This window comes from Bremerella cremea (genome assembly GCF_003335505.1).
GTDB lineage: Bacteria > Planctomycetota > Planctomycetia > Pirellulales > Pirellulaceae > Bremerella > Bremerella cremea_A.
The window spans coordinates 163,274-181,496 of the sequence record NZ_QPEX01000019.1; the positions used below are offsets into that span (position 1 = coordinate 163,274).

16 protein-coding genes are annotated in these 18,223 nt (G+C 52.7%); 5 read left to right on the plus strand and 11 right to left on the minus strand.

Annotation, left to right across the window (positions count from 1 at the left end):
• Window positions 1-4: 4 nt before the first annotated feature.
• From dnaB to DTL42_RS10950, 6 genes are all read right to left on the minus strand, one after another.
• The gene (gene dnaB / locus DTL42_RS10925) at window positions 5-1,441 is read right to left on the minus strand and encodes a replicative DNA helicase (protein WP_114368756.1); all 1,437 of its coding nucleotides are present in this window, start codon (window positions 1,439-1,441) and stop codon (window positions 5-7) included.
• A gap of 391 nt (window positions 1,442-1,832) precedes the next feature.
• A complete protein-coding gene (rplI, locus tag DTL42_RS10930) occupies window positions 1,833-2,357 on the minus strand; it encodes a 50S ribosomal protein L9 (protein ID WP_114368757.1) in 525 nt (174 codons plus the stop codon).
• Between the two features lie 97 nt (window positions 2,358-2,454).
• On the minus strand, window positions 2,455-2,970 hold the full coding sequence (ssb, locus tag DTL42_RS10935) for a single-stranded DNA-binding protein (protein ID WP_114368758.1): 516 nt from the start codon (window positions 2,968-2,970) through the stop codon (window positions 2,455-2,457).
• An 87-nt stretch (window positions 2,971-3,057) separates the two neighbouring features.
• Window positions 3,058-3,495: a 30S ribosomal protein S6 gene (gene rpsF, locus DTL42_RS10940; protein ID WP_114368759.1), complete on the minus strand. Its 438-nt coding sequence runs from the start codon at window positions 3,493-3,495 to the stop codon at window positions 3,058-3,060.
• Between the two features lie 115 nt (window positions 3,496-3,610).
• Window positions 3,611-4,171, minus strand: coding sequence for an aminoacyl-tRNA hydrolase (pth, locus tag DTL42_RS10945; protein WP_114368760.1), 561 nt, complete (start codon window positions 4,169-4,171; stop codon window positions 3,611-3,613).
• Between the two features lie 43 nt (window positions 4,172-4,214).
• The gene (locus DTL42_RS10950; protein WP_114368761.1) at window positions 4,215-4,496 is read right to left on the minus strand and encodes a hypothetical protein; all 282 of its coding nucleotides are present in this window, start codon (window positions 4,494-4,496) and stop codon (window positions 4,215-4,217) included.
• Between the two features lie 490 nt (window positions 4,497-4,986).
• Here DTL42_RS10950 and DTL42_RS10955 point away from each other — a divergent pair, with 490 nt between their 5' ends.
• A complete protein-coding gene (locus DTL42_RS10955) occupies window positions 4,987-5,328 on the plus strand; it encodes a co-chaperone GroES (RefSeq protein WP_114368762.1) in 342 nt (113 codons plus the stop codon).
• Window positions 5,329-5,369: 41 nt separating this feature from the next.
• Here DTL42_RS10955 and DTL42_RS10960 read toward each other — a convergent pair whose 3' ends face one another.
• Both DTL42_RS10960 and DTL42_RS10965 read right to left on the minus strand, forming a co-directional pair.
• Entirely contained in the window at window positions 5,370-6,326 is a 957-nt protein-coding gene (locus tag DTL42_RS10960; protein ID WP_114368763.1) for a ribose-phosphate diphosphokinase, read from the minus strand.
• A 90-nt stretch (window positions 6,327-6,416) separates the two neighbouring features.
• Window positions 6,417-7,169 carry a sugar phosphate nucleotidyltransferase gene (locus DTL42_RS10965; RefSeq protein WP_114368764.1) on the minus strand — a complete coding sequence of 251 codons (753 nt, stop codon included), beginning with the start codon at window positions 7,167-7,169 and terminating at the stop codon, window positions 6,417-6,419.
• A 394-nt stretch (window positions 7,170-7,563) separates the two neighbouring features.
• On the opposite strand from DTL42_RS10965, the gene DTL42_RS10970 reads away from it, so the two are divergent.
• Window positions 7,564-9,102, plus strand: coding sequence for a protein kinase domain-containing protein (locus tag DTL42_RS10970; RefSeq protein WP_114368765.1), 1,539 nt, complete (start codon window positions 7,564-7,566; stop codon window positions 9,100-9,102).
• Window positions 9,103-9,135: 33 nt separating this feature from the next.
• Here the strand turns inward: DTL42_RS10970 and DTL42_RS10975 are convergent, their stop codons facing one another.
• A complete protein-coding gene (locus DTL42_RS10975; protein ID WP_114368766.1) occupies window positions 9,136-9,996 on the minus strand; it encodes a uracil-DNA glycosylase in 861 nt (286 codons plus the stop codon).
• Between the two features lie 186 nt (window positions 9,997-10,182).
• Here DTL42_RS10975 and der point away from each other — a divergent pair, with 186 nt between their 5' ends.
• The 3 genes from der (at window position 10,183) to mtnA (ending at window position 13,907) form a co-directional block, all read left to right on the plus strand.
• A complete protein-coding gene (gene der, locus DTL42_RS10980; protein ID WP_114368767.1) occupies window positions 10,183-11,640 on the plus strand; it encodes a ribosome biogenesis GTPase Der in 1,458 nt (485 codons plus the stop codon).
• Between the two features lie 73 nt (window positions 11,641-11,713).
• A complete protein-coding gene (gene ald / locus DTL42_RS10985; protein WP_114368768.1) occupies window positions 11,714-12,820 on the plus strand; it encodes an alanine dehydrogenase in 1,107 nt (368 codons plus the stop codon).
• A gap of 4 nt (window positions 12,821-12,824) precedes the next feature.
• Window positions 12,825-13,907 (plus strand): S-methyl-5-thioribose-1-phosphate isomerase, encoded by a 1,083-nt coding sequence (gene mtnA, locus DTL42_RS10990; RefSeq protein WP_114368769.1) that lies wholly within the window; start codon window positions 12,825-12,827, stop codon window positions 13,905-13,907.
• Window positions 13,908-13,963: 56 nt separating this feature from the next.
• On the opposite strand, the gene glnA is transcribed toward mtnA, so the two are convergent.
• A complete protein-coding gene (gene glnA, locus DTL42_RS10995) occupies window positions 13,964-15,376 on the minus strand; it encodes a type I glutamate--ammonia ligase (protein ID WP_114368770.1) in 1,413 nt (470 codons plus the stop codon).
• A 190-nt stretch (window positions 15,377-15,566) separates the two neighbouring features.
• Window positions 15,567-18,188 (minus strand): MMPL family transporter, encoded by a 2,622-nt coding sequence (locus tag DTL42_RS11000; protein ID WP_114368771.1) that lies wholly within the window; start codon window positions 18,186-18,188, stop codon window positions 15,567-15,569.
• Window positions 18,189-18,223: the final 35 nt, after the last annotated feature.

Here is an 18,223-nt window from a genome sequence, read left to right on the forward strand (position 1 = left end):
GAGCCTAGAAGCCCCCTTCTCCTTGATTGAATGCCGAAAAGTCATCTGGCTCGCGATCAAACGCATTTTCAAATCGCGTAAAGTCTTTCAGCCACGTCAGTTTGACTTCTCCGACCGGGCCTGCACGCTGCTTGCCGATGATAATCTCGGCTTGCCCGGTATATTGATCCCGTTCCTCGCCGCTGTGATAGTATTCCTCGCGATGGACAAACATCACCACGTCGGCGTCTTGCTCGATTGCCCCCGATTCACGAAGGTGACTGAGCTTCGGCTTGTTGTCTTTCGAGGCTTCGGCTTGCCGATTAAGCTGGGCCAGGCATAAGATCGGGACGTTCATCTCACGAGCTAAACCTTTTAAACGCCGGGCGATCTTGGCGACTTGTTCTTGTCGCGGATCGTTCGCATTATCTGGCTCAATAAGCTGCAAATAGTCAATGACAATCAACCCCAGCCGTCGTTCGTTCCGCATGATACGACGAGCGGATGCCGCAATCTCGGCGACAGTTCGGCTTGGTGAGTCATCGACAAACAGCGGCGCCTCGGCCACCAAGGAAGACCGCTCGATCAGCTTTGCGCGGTCTTCGTTACTGAGCGTTCCATTGCGCAGGCGATGGCCGTTCACCCTGGCAACGCTACACAGCAAACGATCGCAAAGCTCGACTGATCCCATTTCCAAGCTGACAAACAACACCGGGATTTTGTCGTGGACGGCGATGTTTTCGGCGATGTTCATGGCGAACGCGGTTTTCCCCATCGCCGGACGAGCCGCGAGGATCAGCAATTGGCTCCCATGAAAACCGCTCGTCATCTCGTCGATATCGGTGAAGCCGGTCAGCACACCGTTGGCCGTTTCGCCCCGCAAGCGAGCATCGATCCTCTCCATCGCCTCGGTCACGATTTCGCGCATGCTGGCCATGCTACGATTGTCGCGTCCGTCGAGAATGGAAAAGATCTTTTGTTCCGCCCGCCCAACCAATTCCTCCGGCTTGCCGGCTTCCTGGTAGGCATCTTGCAGAATATCGGTCGCGGCCAAAATAAGATTGCGACTAGTCGCTTTCTTACGGACGATCTCGGCATAGCTCACCGCATGCGCCGCGTGCGGCACACTGCGGGCTACCTTAGCCAGGTAAGCTGTCTCACCAACAAATTCCCAATCGCCAGCGTTTCGCAGATGCTCGGTCAGCAGCGTGGTATCAATCTTCCTGCCACTGTTGTGCAGTTCGACCATATGCTCGAATAGCTTCTTGTTGGCCTCGTCGTAGAAGTCCTCAGGCCGAACCACCATGATGACGTCGTCGATCACGTCCGGCAAAAGAATAATACTTCCCAACACGCACTGTTCCGCTTCCACACTACACGGAGGCTGCTTGTCGAAAAGATTCGTGGCGACTTCTTCTCGGTCGTCAAATCGCCGCTTTTTCGATTTACTGCCTGATGCCACGTGGGGACTCCGTACACTGCTTGAGAAATCTTAGCGACCGTGAACAAGCAACCATCCTACCGCGCGAAGCGAACCGCACAACGCTGCCAGCAGATTTAGAACAGGAACGATTGAAGCTCACAAAATAAGAGCGTTATCCATAAAAAAACTCCTCGGGGAGACCGAGGAGTTTTTTTCAGATCCGTAGGCGGAACGTCAAGACAAAGGGCTTCGCCAAACACCTCTGTCGAGTTCACGCATTCTGACGGAATAAAAGGGAGTGCGACTTACTAAGACCGGCGTGGCTCGAACCGTTGCAGGCTCAAGAGCCAAGCCGTAGCGTGCTATTAGCTAGGTGCTTTTGGCACGAATAAACTCAGTGCGAATCTCGCACACAACCGACTGGTTGATACTAATCACCAGAAACGGTTGGAACAACCCAAACCTTCAATTCCGATTCAATTTCAGCATGAAGGTGAATCTTAACGGTATACAAACCGAGTTCTTTCAGCGGACCCTGCAGGCGAACCTGATCTGGGGTGACCGTGAAGTTCTGCTCTTTCAACGCATGCACGATCTCGGCTTGGCCGACACTACCGTACAAATGCCCTTCGTCGTTGGCGTTCGCTTCGATTGTAACGCTCTGACGATTCAGCAAATCAGCGATTGCACGCAGACCAGCCAAACGGGACTTTTCGATCTCGACCAACTTAGCTTTGTGCTTTTCGACCATACGCTTATGGTGCGAAGTAGCAACCGTTGCTAAGCCTTGCGGAATGAGGTAGTTGTTAGCGTAACCAGGACGCACTTCCACGACATCGCCAGGCTTGCCGAGGTGGTCGACCGATTGGATCAATAGCAGTTCGATACCGCCATGCTTGCCTTTGGGCAAACGTTTCCAAGGACGTGCTTTGTGCTTTTCAGATCGAGTTGGCATGGTGTTTGTTTATTCCAATAGTTGCCAGTGATATGGCGATTGCTCTTGGTTGATTCAGTCAACCGCTGTAGCGCGTTGGCATGATAAGCCGAAGCCACTAGAACGGAATATCATCATCGGCAGCTCCCTGGGAACCAGATCCCCCGAAGCTGCCGTCATCGTAGGAATCGTAGTCGGGACCGGACGATTGGTCGTAGCCACCGCGACCGCCACCTTGTGGTTGCGATTGTCTGGCTGGGCGGGCTGGCCCGCTTCCACGACTTCCACCACCGCCGCCTCCTTCACGACCGCCGAGCATTTGCATTTTCTCGCCGACCACGCGAAGCTTCGATCGCTTCTGACCGTCTGTTTCCCATGTGTCGAGCTTAAGCCGCCCTTCGATCAAAACGGACGAGCCCTTGCTCAAATATTCACTGGCGATTTCTGCGGTGCGTCCCCACAGGGTCACATCCACAAAGGTCGTTTCATCGACCCATTCGCCCGATTGTGTCTTACGTCGATCATTAACCGCTAAGCCCAGCTCGGTTACGGCTGTTCCCCCTCCGGAAACGTATCGTAAGTCGACGTCTCGTGTCAGGTTCCCGACCAGAATTACTCGGTTGAAACTTGCCATGGAGACGCTCCTTCAAGGGAAATCAAATCGACTTGGTACTTATCGAGGATGTTTGTACGTGCTAAAGACGTTTAACCGGGCAGCAACCTATTCGGAAGCTTCCACGGTTTCTTCTTCGTCTTCCGACACTGCGTCATCATCTTCTTCGGTATCTGCTGCGGAGTCATCCGAGTCATCGTCGCCACCGGCGAACTCATGACCTTCAGCGTGAGCAACCAGCATATCGACAATGCGTGGATCGTGCTTGATGAACAAGAACCGTAGCATGTCATCGTTGATGTTGCATGCATAGTTGAGTTCGTCAACTTTCAAGCTGTCCAAGCGGAAGTAGGTCAGCCAGTAAGTGCCACGACGATGCCCATTAATCGGGTACGCCAGACGCTGTTCGGCCCACATGCGGCTGACCAGGATTTCGCCACCGAGCTGTTGCACGAGAGCATCAATTTTCCCGGCGACCCCACTGGGATCCTTTCCATACCGGTTGGAGTCCAGGATGAACATCCCCTCGTAAACGTAAGCCGCCAAGGTTTCTACTCCTCGAATTTCGACATCAAAATGATCGGTATAGGGACGGTCGCTGCTTGCTGGGCGGTGCGATCGGCCAACTTGGTAATTGAACGATTGTGCGTTGTCGGGATGACTACGCGTTGTATTGGTTCATCGCATACGTGAGCCCCTGGGTTGCCCAGTCTTCAACTGCCGAAGCAGCTTGCTCAACGCATACATCTATTTCGGGCTTTTCCGCCTTGGCAAAATTGCTCAAGACATAGCCAGCCACGTCGGCCCCTTCTCGCGGTGCGCCGATCCCTAGTCGCAACCGAGGCACCTCGCTCGAGCCTAGCTTTTGAATGACATCAGCTAAGCCATTTTGCCCTCCTGCGGACCCTTTCCCCTTAAGCCTTAATTTAGCTAAAGGAAGATTGAAATCATCGCAGACGATCAAAATGTCTTCCAGCGTTAACTTATAAAAATCGAACGCTGGACGAACGCTATTTCCACTTTTATTCATGTAGGTGAGCGGGCAAAGCATTAATAGCTTCTCTCCCCGAACACCAATTTCGGTCAATTGACCATTAAATTTCGATTTCGGAGGAGGAGCTGTATGGCGTTTGGCCAGCGATTGCAACACCTCGAAACCGACATTATGCCGCGTGCCTTCGTATTTCTTGCCTGGATTTCCGAGCCCGACAACGAGTTTCATCGCATCCAGTCAATCAACACAAACAAGCAGGCAATTGGTCGACCTAGTTACCACCTCGGAAGAAGTCGACATGCAGAACTTCTAGCCCGAAAGTATCCCATTGGACCTCTCGCATGACTACGTTCTCAGTCACATCCCCTTCCAAGGAAATGTTTTTGGCGCCATGGCGGACGACTGCACCGAACTGTTCGGCACACAGTTCCAAATGAATCACGTCCTTACCGTCTCCGTACAGCACGGCTGGAATTTTACCTTCCAGACGCAGCTTACGATTGGCGATCTTACCGGTCTTTTCTCGCTTCGTGGCTTTGAGCGTTTCGGCCATGAAAACAATTCCGCAGTCAGGTGGTGAAATCTAAAGGCGACCGGGCAAGGTTTGCTTATCACGCAATTAATTGCGTTTGGTCGGTTTGTATTTATTCAAAAGTTGGGACTCGCAAGAGTCTTTGTTCCCTAAGGACCAACTTCGCAATTTGGGAAACTGGTTATTTTGCCAAACAATCTCGCGTTGACAAGTCCAAACCGAGCCTCTGAGCCGATTTCGTGTCAAGAGAAAATCACATTTAGGGAAATACGTCCTAATAGGTAAGGTAATTCTACTCAACTTACCACTGACACGCACCCTCACCGAATGCTTGTAAGCCTTACTGTTTTCACCATTTAAATCTTGATAGCGTTCTTCGCGGCGATTTACTAGGCTTAGGCATCCTCCCCATCAGATCGGCCTCGGCGGGGGATTGCGAATCCGATATCTTTGAGAACAATTGATTAAAAGTTGCTCTTAACGGCTTTGCGAAACCCGAAAATGGACCCCCATGGCGAAATCGACCCGCAGTCAGACTATTGAGTACGTCGAACCAATCGGTGCCCGAGTGCTCGTTCGCAAGGATGAACCGAAGCGAACGACCAAAGGAGGAATCGCCTTACCAGACCAGGCTGAAATTCCGACGATAACTGGTCGCATCGTGGCAATCTCGACTCAAATCGAAAACGACGAGGATTTCCCGTTGCGACAGTACGACAAAATCTTATTCCACCCGAAAGAGGCAATCCCGGTCGATTTCGAGACCGACAATCAGCTATTTGTCGTTCCGGTAGAAGATGTTGTGGCTGTCTTTCGCCGCGACAAAGCCCCTAAAGCACCGAAGGAAGACTAAACGCTTTCCTTGCTGCGGGGGGCCACAAAGCTCAACCAGGCTTAGCCGATATTCTCGCGGAACAACGCGCTGATCGATTCGTCGTTGTGAATCCGCTTGATTGCTTCCCCTAAAAGTGGCGCAACCGATAGGACTCGCATGTTTTTCAGCAAGTCCTGCGACTTCTGAGGAATGGTATCCGTCAGGATAATCTCTTTGATCGGGGCTGCTTGCAGGCGAGCCACTGCCGGCCCACAGAGCACACCGTGGGTCGCAGCGAGGTAGATTTCCTTAGCACCTGCCTTATGAACAACCTTAGCAGCACCGCAAATCGAGCCAGCGGTGCTGATCATGTCGTCGAAGATAACGGCAACCTTACCTTCGATCGGTCCACCGATGATGTTTTTGGTGGTTGTCTCATGAGCACTCGTCCGCCGCTTATCCACAATCGCTAATTCACCGTTCAAACGACGATGATGCGTTACCGCTCGCTTGATACTGCCCGCATCTGGGCTAACCACGCATAGGTTTTCCGTAGGCACGCCCAAGCTCAAAAAATAATGATTGAGCACTGGCGAAGCATTCAGGTGATCGACTGGTACGTTAAAGAACCCCTGAATCTGAGCGGCATGCAGATCCATTGTCAAAACTCGATCGGCCCCTGCACTGGTGATCAAGTCGGCGACCATTTTCGCCGTAATCGGCACACGGCCTTCGTCTTTGCGATCTTGTCGAGCGTAACCGTAGTAGGGAATCACGGCCGTAATCCGCTCGGCACTGGCCCGCCGGCAACTGTCGATCATGACCAACAGTTCCATCAAATTGTTGTTCACCGGGGGGCAAGTGGGCTGCACCAAAAAGACATCACGTCCGCGGACATCTTCTTCAATCTTGCACTGGATCTCGCCATCGGGAAATTCACCCAGCGAGACGCGTCCAAGCTTCAAATGCAGAAAGCTGCAAATGTCCTCGGCAAGTTTTTGATTGGCGCGACCGCTGAAGATTTTGATCTCACGCATGACGTAAATTAGTCAACCGTCTAGAAGTTATCGAAAAAGATGCCGCGAACTTAGAGAACGGAGCTACAGCCCCGCATCGTTCCTCTTTCATCAATTCTTATTGTAACCAATTTCGGTCATCACACGCTCTACCTCCGCCAATTGCTCGCGAGAATTGATGCTGTGTGCTTCACACGCCTTGAGAACCGGCAAGGCGTCGACCTTATACCCCATTGCCTTGAGAATCCGAGGACAATCGGTCAAATAATACTCACCCTGGGCGTTATCGTTAGTCAAACGCGAAAGGGCATCAACCAAACGAGGGGCATCGAAGACGTAGGTGCTCATATTCACCTCCGTGATTTGGCACTGCTCAGGGGTGGCATCTTTCTGCTCGACAATCCCCTCGAACACCCCGTCCGAATCACGAACAATGCGTCCCAAGCCTGTTGGATCGTCTCGTTTTAGCGTTCCCAACAAGCAAGCGTGCCCTTGCGATTCGAAGGTGGTAAACAATTCATTCAGTGAAGAAGGCTGAACCAATGGCGAATCGCCCGCCAAGACAACAACCGCCCCTTGCGTTGCTTTCAGTTCTTCCAGGCACATTTGAACTGCATGCCCGGTGCCAAGCTGCTCGGTCTGCTCGACAAAGACCAGATCAGAATACTGGCTTAACGCGGCCTTTACATCTTCGGCTCGATAGCCGACCACGCAGATAATCTTCTCAACGTCGACTTCTCGTAAAGCATCCAAGACATACTCGATCATAGGACGTCCAAGTACCGGAAAAAGCACTTTGGGCATCTCTGATTGCATCCTGGTACCTTTTCCGGCTGCCAGAACGACCGCAATACGTTTTCCCATTCCGCCTATCCCCATAAATGGCCAAAAATGCCAGGCTTTGGCTTTAGTCGTCGCTTGTAAGATCTTGATGCTGGGCCGTATCTTGGCATCTTTCCCCAGCGATTTCCAGGGGCATTCTCCAGTTTCGCCCGGCAAGCAACAAACACAACCCTTGTAATTACAATAACTTACAAACAGCTGCAACGAGTTTAACGACTACAAAGATCAAACCGATTGAGAACAACCCACGCCCCCCCTCATCAAGGTAGTTTTTTCGATTTCTCAATTTGCTTTACCCTTAAAAGTCGAATACCATGACTTTCGGAACAGGCTTCTCTTATCCCCACGATCTTACCCAGACTGAAGAGGTGCGCTGATCGTTGCCGGACGGTCAGGCACAGATAGAACTAGATTTATGGCTGACCTAACCGCCGAAGGCTTCGCGCAGCGCGTTATCGACTACAAACTTATCGAACACTACCAGGTGGAACAGATTTGGAGTGATTTGGGAACTCGCGATATATCGCTGGGTGAGTTCCAGAATATCCTGCTACGTAAAGAGCTGCTGACCAACTATCAGGTCGAGCGAATTGTTAAGGGATTGCGCACCGGCTATTTCTATGGGGACTACAAAGCCCTCTATATGATCGGCACCGGCACGTTCGCTCGCGTGTTTCGCACGGTTCATAAAGATACGGGTAAAGTTGTTGCCGCCAAAGTGCTTCGCCGTCGATTCAGCGAAGATCCTAAGCGAGCCTCGCAGTTCATGACCGAAGGAGAGCTCGGCAAGGGTTTGCGGCATCCCAATATCTGCCCGATCTACGAAGTGCATTCTGAAACTTCGATGTACCAGCAAGGGACCAACTACTTCCTGATCATTGAATTTATCGAAGGTCAAAACCTGCGTGACCTTCTCCGCATCCGAGGCAAGTTCAGCCCCAAAGAAGCCACGCAATTGATGATCGACATCACCTCTGGGCTGGCCTACGCCGCCGAACGTGGTTTGACGCATCGCGACTTGAAAACCTCTAACGTACTCATTTCTTCTCGTGGTCGCGCCAAGCTGGTGGACTTCGGTCTGGCCGCTTTCGCGGAACAAGTCAGTGAAGATGGCCAAGCTTCGAATCCACGTACGGTTGACTACGCAGGTCTAGAAATCGCCACCAATGCGCCACGAGATGACAGCCGCAGCGATATTTTCTTTGCCGGTGCGATTTACTATCACATGCTCTCTGGCGAACTGGCATTAAACGAAACTCGCGACCGCTCTGAACGCCTTTCGGCTGGACGTTATCTGAACGTGAAGCCGATTGCCCAAGTTGCCCCTGACCTGCCCCGCTCGGTAGCGGCTGTCGTGGCAAAAGCGATGGAAACCAATCCCGATCGTCGCTATCAAACCACAGGTCAGATGCTGATGGACCTGAAAATGGCGGCCAAGCGGCTAGAAATGGGCGATGATTCCACAGCAGGAGAAATTCGCGGCAAGATCGAGGCGCAAAACGAAGCCCGGATCGCCAAGCAGTTTGAAGGGTATAACAAGACGATCATGATCGTCGAGTCGAACATGGACATGCAAAATGTCTTACGCGATCGCCTGAAAAAGTATGGTTATCGCGTGTTAGTTATTAGCAACCCGCAACGCGCACTTGATCGCTACGCAGAAGATGCCGATCCTGCAGATATTATCGTCTTCAGCGCGATCGACATGGGCGAGCCAGCCCTGGAAGCATTTAATCGCTTTGGCAGCGACGAAGAAACCAAAGACAAACCAGCGGTGCTGATCATCAAAGAACGCCAAAAGGCGATCCGCGAAGCCGCTATCTTGGGCGAGAACCGGGCAATCATGACCATGCCGGTCAAAGTTCGGGATTTACGCAGGTTAGTCCACGAACTCTTGAAAGACCCTCTCAGCGAAGAAGAAGACCAAGAAGAAGCAGAGGCTGAAACGGCTTAATCTGGTTGCCGCGTTTTCCTAGACCGGCCAAGATCACTTCTTTGGCTTGGGAATCGGGATACCCATATCGCTGAGCATCATCTTCATGTCTTCCCATACATCCTTCTTGGCAGATGGGTTCCGCAATAAATAGGCCGGATGATAGGTCACCACGACCTTGCTGCCACGATATGGATGAAACTGTCCCCGCAGCTTGCCAATCGGGGCGACGGTTTCCAGCAAATTGTTGATGGCAAACCGCCCAAGGCAGACAATATATTCTGGCTGAATGATCTCTAACTGTCGCTCAAAATAGGGGCGGCAATTCTCATTCTCTTCAGTAGTTGGGTTTCGGTTGCCTGGGGGGCGGCATTTCAGCGTATTCAGAATGTACACATCTTCCCGCTGAAAACTGCACGCTTCGATGATCTGCGTGAGCAATTTGCCAGCTCGTCCAACGAACGGTTCCCCCTGTCGATCCTCATCGGCACCTGGGGCTTCGCCAAAAAAGGCAATTCGCGCCGTAGGGCTTCCCACACCGAAAACGGTTTGCGTGCGGGTTCTCGCTAATTCGGCACAAAGCGTACACCCAGAGACAGCTTCGCGGAGCTGGTCGAGCCGCTGCTGACGCTCTTGCTGAGAGAATTTTGCCAGTTCACTCGGCCACGGCTCGCTGGCCGAGCTCGGCTTGCGCGATAGTTCAATTGGCTTTGAAGCCGCCGCAGCGGGCTGTTGCTTGGCCTTGGGCATTTCGCTCGGTCCTTGCGAGACGGGTGTTTCCGGCTGGGTGGGGGGAGGCGAGGATTCCACCTGGGGCAAAGAAAATGCCGCCTGTTTATGCACATATTGGACCCCCGACGCCTGCCAGCCTTCGGCTTGTTGCAGTAAGATGCGGCGGATACGGGTGACGTCCATGTCGGATCACTAGGCGGTAAGAGAAGATTTCTTGTGCCAATAGCTGATCTTTGGAGCAAGGAGTTTGACTTTTCCCTTACTCTCGCGAGACCTAGCACGTAAAATGAAGTTGAACCATATTAGGGTAAGTAATTCTAGCTTTCCTGTCATCCATACACGCTCCCCACTCAGACTGAATTCTGCCCAATGGCGGTACCACAAGTAGTTATTATTGGTCGTCCCAACGTCGGTAAATCCAGCATTTTCAATTGGCTGGCCGGTCGCCGTTTGGCGATTGTCGACGATGTTGCCGGTGTTACGCGCGATCGCATGGTCCATCTCCAAAAATGGAACGATCGCTTTTTTGAAATCGTCGACACCGGCGGGATCGGCGTGAATGATATCGATAATTTGACCGACGAGATCGAACGTCAAATTCAAATCGCGATCGATTCAGCTGACGTGATTCTTTTTGTGGTGGATGTTCGTAGCGGCATGCTTCCGCTAGACCAACAGGTCGCTCAGCGGCTCCGCAAGATTGATAAGCCGGTGGTTCTTGTCGCCAACAAGGCGGACTCGCCGCACATGGACGTTGAAGCGGATCAGTTCTATCGCCTGGGCCGGGGCAAGCTGGTTTCCGTTAGCACGCTGCAAAACCGCAATAAAAGCGAACTTCTCGATATCATTGTCGATCGCCTGCCTGACACAACTTCCAGCGGCAACGAAGAAGAAGCCACGGAAATGAAGGTGGCAATCGTCGGACGACGCAACGTTGGCAAAAGCACTTTTGTCAACTCACTGGCCCAGTCCGATCGTATGATTGTCAGCGAAGTGGCTGGCACAACCCGCGACAGTGTCGACGTTCGCTTCGAGATGGACGGCAAGTCGTTTGTCGCTATCGATACGCCAGGGCTTCGCCGTCGTGTTAGCGTGAAAACCGACATTGATTTCTACAGTACGCATCGGGCCGAACGTAGCATTCGTCACGCCGATGTGATTCTGATGTTCTTTGACGCCTCGCAGCAGATCAGCAAGGTCGACAAGCAGCTCGTTCGCTATATCAGTGACGAATTCAAACCGTGCATTTTCGTAGTCAACAAGTGGGATCTGTATCACACCCAAATGCCTACCGATCGATGGGCGACCTACCTGCACGAGACCTTCCCGATGATGTCGCACGTGCCCATTGCGTTCATCACCGGCAAGACAGGCAAGAACGTAAAAACGCTTCTTAACCACACCCAAATGCTGTACAAGCAGTCTTTGTCACGGATTGGGACTGGGGAACTAAACCGCATCTTGAAAGAGATCGTCGCACATCATCCCCCACCGTTGTATAAGAACCGTAAGCCCAAGATCTACTACGCGACCCAAGTCGGCGAGCAACCACCTACGTTTGTGCTGATGGTGAACATGCCTAAGGCATTCTCCCCCAGCTACCAACGTTACTTGATTTCGTCCTTCCGCGACGCGGTCCCCTTCCCTGAAGTACCCATCAAGCTGTACCTGAAAAAACGTGAGTCGAGCGACGAACGAGACGAGTTCGGCAAGATTGGCAAGCCGCAGTTCAACGAAGAAATAGAAGACGAATTTCCAGAAGAAACGACTAACCCCGACGAGAGTACTGAAGAGGAAGAATTCGACGACGTCAACGAAGAAGCCTGATAGCAAGAATCGGATTTCTTCGGCACAATGAATTGATTCTCTTGTTTAAACCATCTCTCGGAGAGTCAGCTCAATGATCGTCGGTATCCCGAAAGAAGTGAAACGCGATGAATACCGCGTTGCCCTTTTGCCCGTCGGCGCGGAAGAGTTTGTTCGTGCTGGTCATCAAGTGATCATCGAAAAGGATTCGGGCATCGGGTCGGGGCTGACCAACGAACAATACCTGGAAGCGGGAGCCACGCTGGTGGACACCGCAGAAGAAGTGTTCGCCCAAGCCGACATGATCATGAAGGTCAAGGAACCTCAGCCGGAAGAGTTTGCCTTGATTCGAAAGGGGCAAATTGTCTTCACCTATTTCCACTTCGCAGCCAGCAAAGAGTTGACGCAAGGGATGATCGATTCCGGGGCGATTTGCCTTGCCTACGAAACCCTTCGCGATCAACGTGGCACCCTTCCCTTGCTTACTCCCATGAGTGAAGTTGCCGGGCGTATGAGCATTCAAGAAGGGGCGAAGTACCTGGAAAAGCCACAAATGGGACAAGGCATCCTGCTTGGCGGCGTGCCTGGCGTGGCTCCGGCACATATCACGATCTTGGGTGGAGGAATTGTCGGCGCCAATGCAGCGAAGATCGCTGCCGGTTTTAATGCCGATGTGAACATCCTCGATATCAACATGGATCGTCTGCGGTACCTGGATGACGTGATGCCTCCGAACGTCAACGTTCTGTTCAGCGACCGTCACGTTATTCGCCATCAGTTACAACTAGCCGACTTAGTAATCGGGGCGGTTTTGATTCCTGGCGCCAAAGCGCCTATGCTGGTTTCGCGAGAAGACCTGAAACTGATGAAGCCCGGCAGCGTGATCATTGACGTAGCTGTCGATCAAGGTGGTTGCATCGAAACCTCCCATCCCACTTCCCATAGCGATCCCACCTACCTAATCGACGACGTGCTGCATTACTGTGTGGCCAACATGCCTGGTGCTGTGGGCCGTACCAGTACGTTTGCCCTTTGTAACGTTACCCTTCCCTGGGCATTGCGTGTGGCCAAGAACGGCATTGAAAAGTCGCTGGCCGAATCACCAGAACTACAAACGGCCTTGAACATTCACACCGGACGCGTCACCAACCAACCGGTGGCCGCCACGTTTGATCTTCCTTACGAACCTATCTCGATTTGAACCTATGACGATTGCCGATAGCCCCACACAAGCCGCTCCAGATCCCATTCGTTATGAAGGTGATACTGCTGGTCATCTTGTCTTGATCGACCAAACCCGTTTACCAGTCGAGTTGATTTATCTCGACTGCCGAGACGTGGAAACGGTTTGGGAAGCCATCAAGATGCTACGTGTCCGCGGGGCACCGGCGATTGGGATTGCCGCCGCTTATGGGGTTATCGTGGGGCTTCAAACGGCAACCGATAAATCTCCGGAAGAGTTCGAGGCCCGCTTTTACGAAGTTGTCGAGTACCTCGCAGGAAGTCGCCCTACAGCGGTGAACCTGTTTTGGGCGCTCGATCGCTTAAAGGCTCGCTACGCTGCGGAGAAAGAAGCTGGCAAGTCGACCGCTGAAATTCATGCGGCCTTGCTGGCGGAAGCCCGTTTCATCCACGAAGACGATCGCCAGGTCTGCCGAGCAATTGGCAAACATGGAGCTGAATTGATCCAGCCTGGCCACGGCATCCTCACCCATTGCAACGCTGGCGGTCTAGCAACGGCCGATTATGGGACTGCCTTGGCGGTGATGTTTACCTGTCACGATCAAGGGAAAGACATTCACGTTTTCGTGGACGAGACGCGTCCTTTGCTCCAAGGTTCGCGTCTGACGGCCTGGGAATTGATGCAGCGGAACATTCCGGCCACACTTATTTGCGACAACATGGCCGCCCAGGTCATGAAGGAAGGTCGCATCAGCGCCGTAATCACTGGCGCTGACCGGATCGCAGCCAACGGAGACTCAGCCAACAAAATTGGCACCTATGGAGTAGCCGTGCTGGCGAAAGCACACGGCATTCCTTTCTACATTGCTGCCCCCATCAGCACCTTTGATCTCTCTCTGCCGACTGGCGATGGCATTCCGATCGAACAGCGTGACCCGGTCGAAATCATCCACGGCATGGGCAAGCAGACGGCACCCGAGAACGTGCAGGTTTACAACCCGGCGTTCGATGTGACCCCTGCCGGGCTGATCGCAGGCATCATCACCGAGAAAGGGGTCATCTCGCCGGTTACCCCTGAGAACGTTGCCCAAGTAGTCGCAGGCTAATAGAAAAATGTTCCCTCTTCTCTAAAACGGAAGAGGGAACGTCGATTTTGCGACCTCTACATGTCGTAGTACAAGCAGAACTCATACGGATGCGGTCGCAGGCGAATTGCGTCCGCTTCGTTCTTTCGCTTGTATTCAATCCACGTCTCGATCACATCCTTGGTGAATACGTCGCCACGCAGGAGGAAGTCGTGGTCGGCTGCCAGGCAGTCGAGGGCTTCGTCCAACGAGCCTGGTGTCTTCGGCACGGCGGCTGCTTCTTCTGGCGGCAAATCGTAGATGTCTTTATCGAGCGGCTGGCCAGGATCGATCTTGTTCTGAATCCCGTCAATCGCTGCCATCGTGATCGCAGCAAACGCCAAGTAAGGATTACAGGTCGGATCGGGACAACGAAATTCAACCCGCTTCGCCTTCGGGCTGGGGCTGTACATCGGAATGCGACACGAAGCCGACCGATTCCGCTGCGAATACGCCAAATTAACCGGTGCCTCGTAGCCAGGGACGAGACGTTTGTAGCTATTGGTCGTTGGATTCGTGAACGCCAAAACGGCAGAAGCATGTTTCAGCAAACCGCCAATCGCATGCAATGCCGTTTCGCTCAAGCCTGCGTAGCCACTACCTGCAAAGAGAGGTTCGTTCTCTTTCCAGAACGAAAAGTGCGTGTGCATGCCTGATCCGTTGTCGCCAAACACAGGCTTCGGCATGAAGGTCGCAGTACGGTTGTGCCGCTTGGCCACGTTCTTGATGACATACTTGTAGATTAACAAGTCATCCGCCATCTTGACCATCTCGTTGAACCGCAAGTCAATCTCGCACTGCCCTGCCGTGGAAACTTCGTGATGCTGTGCCTCGACATTCAAACCGCATTCGATCATGGTCTGCATCATTTCGTTACGCAGATCCATCAACGAATCAGAAGGGGGAACAGGGAAATAACCTTCTTTGTGGCGTAGCTTGTAACCAAGGTTCGGCCCCTCGTCCTTGCCCCGGTTCCATTCCCCTTCCACACTATCGATGTGATAGAAGCCATGCTGGGCCCGCTGATCGAAGCGGACGTCGTCGAAAACAAAAAACTCTGCTTCCGGTCCGATAAAGCAGGTATCCGCGATACCGGTGCTCTTCAAATAGTTGGCAGCTTTGCGACACACATTCCGCGGATCACGCGAGTAGTCTTCTCGTGTGATGGGATCTTGAATGTTGCAAATCAATACCAGCGTAGGCAACTGAGTAAACGGATCGACAAAAGCCGTATCTGGCTGCGGAACGACAAGCATGTCGCTCTCGTTGATAGTTTGCCAGCCACGAATACTCGAACCATCAAAGCCCAGGCCGTCCTCGAACGTGTCCTCGCTCAGATGATTCACAGGAATCGTGAAATGTTGCCATAAGCCAGGAAAATCCATAAAACGAAAATCGACCGCCTTAACATCGTTTTCGCGGCAGAGGGCTAAGACTTCTTTGGGCGTCATGTTGGGGCTCCCTTTCTATTCAGTGATACGTCAGAACACGCTACATAGGGGCAGTTAGCTGCTTGGTGGAAACCGGAAAACCACTGCCAGACGCAAGAGATCAAGTGGCACTTCGATTCCTGAGCGAAATCACAATATGGCGCTTTCGCAGCCTCGCATCAATGATCCTTGGCGAAATATTCCCGGCCAGTTACTGCTTTGTCACGGCAGTATCGGCCGTTTTCGAGAATCGTATCAGCAGGGCCAAAAAACAGGGCAGCATAATCGTGCGGACAACAAAGGTATCTAACAGCACACCCACGGTAAGGGCAAACCCGATCTCTATCACCCCCAGTAATGTCCCCATGCACATCGAAGCAAAAGTGCCTGCCATGACCAAACCGCAGCTTGTGATAATGCCACCGGTGGTCGTGATCCCGCGCAGTAGTCCTGGCATTGGTCCCAGGCGTTTTTGTTCTTCAAATACACGAGTCGCCAAGTAAACGTTATAGTCCTGGCCGATCGCCGCCAGAATAACAAACAAAAACAAAGGCACCTTCCAGTCCAACGCCTGATAGCTATCGGCGTAAACGGCGCGGAAGAATACTTCTGTGATTCCCAATGTCACGTAGTAGCTAAACAGCACCGACAAAATCATGTAGGCACAAACAAAGGGACGCCGCAGAATAACCAGCAGCACAAAGAACACCGCCACGATCACCCCAAGCTCTATTCTCTTCTGATCGCGCTGCGTCACGAATCGTAAGTCTCGAATTGAAGGGGTGGTTCCTTGAATAAAAATCTTCGTTTCGTTCCAAGGTGGCGGCAAGGTCTTGATCTTGGCATGGAGATCGTTCTCGATTTTTCCGAGCAGTTGGATCGCTTCGTTAGAAAACGGGTTCCGATCAACAATCACTCGTAACAAAGCAATCTCACCACGCAACTTAGGTTCTTGGGCAAGGAAAAATTCTTTCGTACGGCGATGATTCTTTAACATCATCACCTGACGGCCTCTGCCGGAAAAAGAAAAACCGGCGGGCTTATCACCCAACGGCTGCTCGCTCGAAAAGACTTGATCGACATCTGGATCGGAATCGAAAATGGTGCGTGACAGATCCACAATGATCGACTGCCCTTCCCTCTCGCCAAATTTGCCACTGGAGTTCACGGCCAGAATGGTAAGTGGGCCACTCTCTCCTAGAGGAAAGTGCTCACGTAGTTGCAACGCCGTCTGCTTCGCCATGCGGTCGTTGTCGAGATCGCCGAACAGGTCGTACGAGACCTCTACCGCTTGGCCGGTCGTAATACGATTCCACATGCTCGGAAAGCCAACTATTCCTAGCAGCAGCACAACCACCGTCAGCGTTAGCCCTGGCCAGCGACAGACCCAATGCGAAATCTGCTCCCACCATGCCGTTGTCAGCGGGCGGCTCTTCTCGACAAACTGGTGCGAGTCTCCCCAAGGCCAGAAGAGCAGCGGCCCCAAAAAACGCATGATCGCAGGGGCGAGTGTTAAGCAAGTAATCAAAGTTACCAACAAGCACAGCCCTATCGCTGGCCCACTGTTGCGGTACTTCTCGAAATCAGCAAAGAACATCATGCCCAGCCCGACCACGGTGGTCATCGCACTAGCCGTCAAGGCTTCCCCGACTCCGGCTAAGGCCTGGGCGATTGCCCATTGATGATCGCGACAGCGGACGAGTTCTTCCCGATAACGCCCAATCAGAAACAAACAAAAGTCGGTCCCTGCCCCAAACAAGATCACGACGATAAAAATACGTGATGTCTTGAATACTTTGAAATCAACCCATTCCAGGCCAGGCAAATAATGCACCTGCGTCAACAGGGCTACGAGCCAGGAAGATATGATGAACGAGACCGCAATCGCCAACAGAGGCACCGCCAACATCATAGGCGTGCGGTAAATCACCAGCAGGATGACGACCACCAATAAGATGGTGTAAAGCTCGGTATTGGCAATGCTTTCTTTAGCAGCCAACAACATCTCGCCGCCGATTGCAGCGTTTCCGGTGACACCAATTTCAAGATGCGTCAGCCCTTCTGTTTTGGCTCGCTCGCGCCAAGCTTGGACGTACTGGGTAGCCTCTTGCAGCACACGAATGTTGTCGGTTGCCATGAATTCATTGCGTGACTCGACTACCACCAAAACGGCATGACCATCCTTGCTGGCCAGCATATCTCCCCGCACCTGAGTGTGCCGAGTCAGCACGTCGAACTGATTCCAGTTGAATGGATCTTCCGGCACAAGCCCTAGTGTCTGGTCGACCAGTTCAGGACGCACCGCAATGGCTTGTTGACGAAACTGTTGCGTCTCGTCCATTCTGCCCAATTGTTGATTGGCGTAGGCCATATTCCAAAGGGGCTGCCAGTTTCGCGGATCGAGCAGAGCGGCTTCCTCCCAGGCCTCTAGCGCGTACTGTATTGGGGCCGCAACCTCTCCCTCGGTCTCGCTTGCTCCCTCTACCTTTGCCCGCTGCTCTGCCGAACGATATAAGAAAATCCCTTGAGCATTCTGCAAAGGGGAAGCCATTTGATCGGCAAAACGCAGGTCGTCTTCGCTCAGCACGGCATCCGCGCGAGAAATGGCAAACACCAACTGGCTCTTCGCCTGCCGCTGAGGGAAAGCCCGCCGAAAGAGGGCATCCGCTTCCACGCTCGGCATATTCTTGGGCAGAAACGCCAGATCACCATCAAGTGTGACATCGTTCCAGTGAGGCGGCAGAGCAATTGCCAGAACGGCGAAGACCACCCAGAAGGTGATAATCGCTAAGGGATACTGGACGACAAACTTTCCCAGTTTTTGGAAAAACAAGATGCGAGGCCTTCGCCACGGGGAATCGGGTGGGA

Bases quoted from the DNA above. Each gene is read 5' to 3' on its own strand.
- rplI (WP_114368757.1), bottom strand. From the start codon at position 2,357: ATGCCAACTCGATCTGAAAAGCACAAAGCACGTCCTTGGAAACGTTTG.
- ssb (WP_114368758.1), bottom strand. From the start codon at position 2,970: ATGGCAAGTTTCAACCGAGTAATTCTGGTCGGGAACCTGACACGAGAC.
- pth (WP_114368760.1), bottom strand. From the start codon at position 4,171: ATGAAACTCGTTGTCGGGCTCGGAAATCCAGGCAAGAAATACGAAGGC.
- DTL42_RS10950 (WP_114368761.1), bottom strand. From the start codon at position 4,496: ATGGCCGAAACGCTCAAAGCCACGAAGCGAGAAAAGACCGGTAAGATC.
- DTL42_RS10955 (WP_114368762.1), top strand. From the start codon at position 4,987: ATGGCGAAATCGACCCGCAGTCAGACTATTGAGTACGTCGAACCAATC.
- DTL42_RS10960 (WP_114368763.1), bottom strand. From the start codon at position 6,326: ATGCGTGAGATCAAAATCTTCAGCGGTCGCGCCAATCAAAAACTTGCC.
- DTL42_RS10965 (WP_114368764.1), bottom strand. From the start codon at position 7,169: ATGGGAAAACGTATTGCGGTCGTTCTGGCAGCCGGAAAAGGTACCAGG.
- DTL42_RS10970 (WP_114368765.1), top strand. From the start codon at position 7,564: ATGGCTGACCTAACCGCCGAAGGCTTCGCGCAGCGCGTTATCGACTAC.
- DTL42_RS10975 (WP_114368766.1), bottom strand. From the start codon at position 9,996: ATGGACGTCACCCGTATCCGCCGCATCTTACTGCAACAAGCCGAAGGC.
- der (WP_114368767.1), top strand. From the start codon at position 10,183: ATGGCGGTACCACAAGTAGTTATTATTGGTCGTCCCAACGTCGGTAAA.
- ald (WP_114368768.1), top strand. From the start codon at position 11,714: ATGATCGTCGGTATCCCGAAAGAAGTGAAACGCGATGAATACCGCGTT.
- mtnA (WP_114368769.1), top strand. From the start codon at position 12,825: ATGACGATTGCCGATAGCCCCACACAAGCCGCTCCAGATCCCATTCGT.
- glnA (WP_114368770.1), bottom strand. From the start codon at position 15,376: ATGACGCCCAAAGAAGTCTTAGCCCTCTGCCGCGAAAACGATGTTAAG.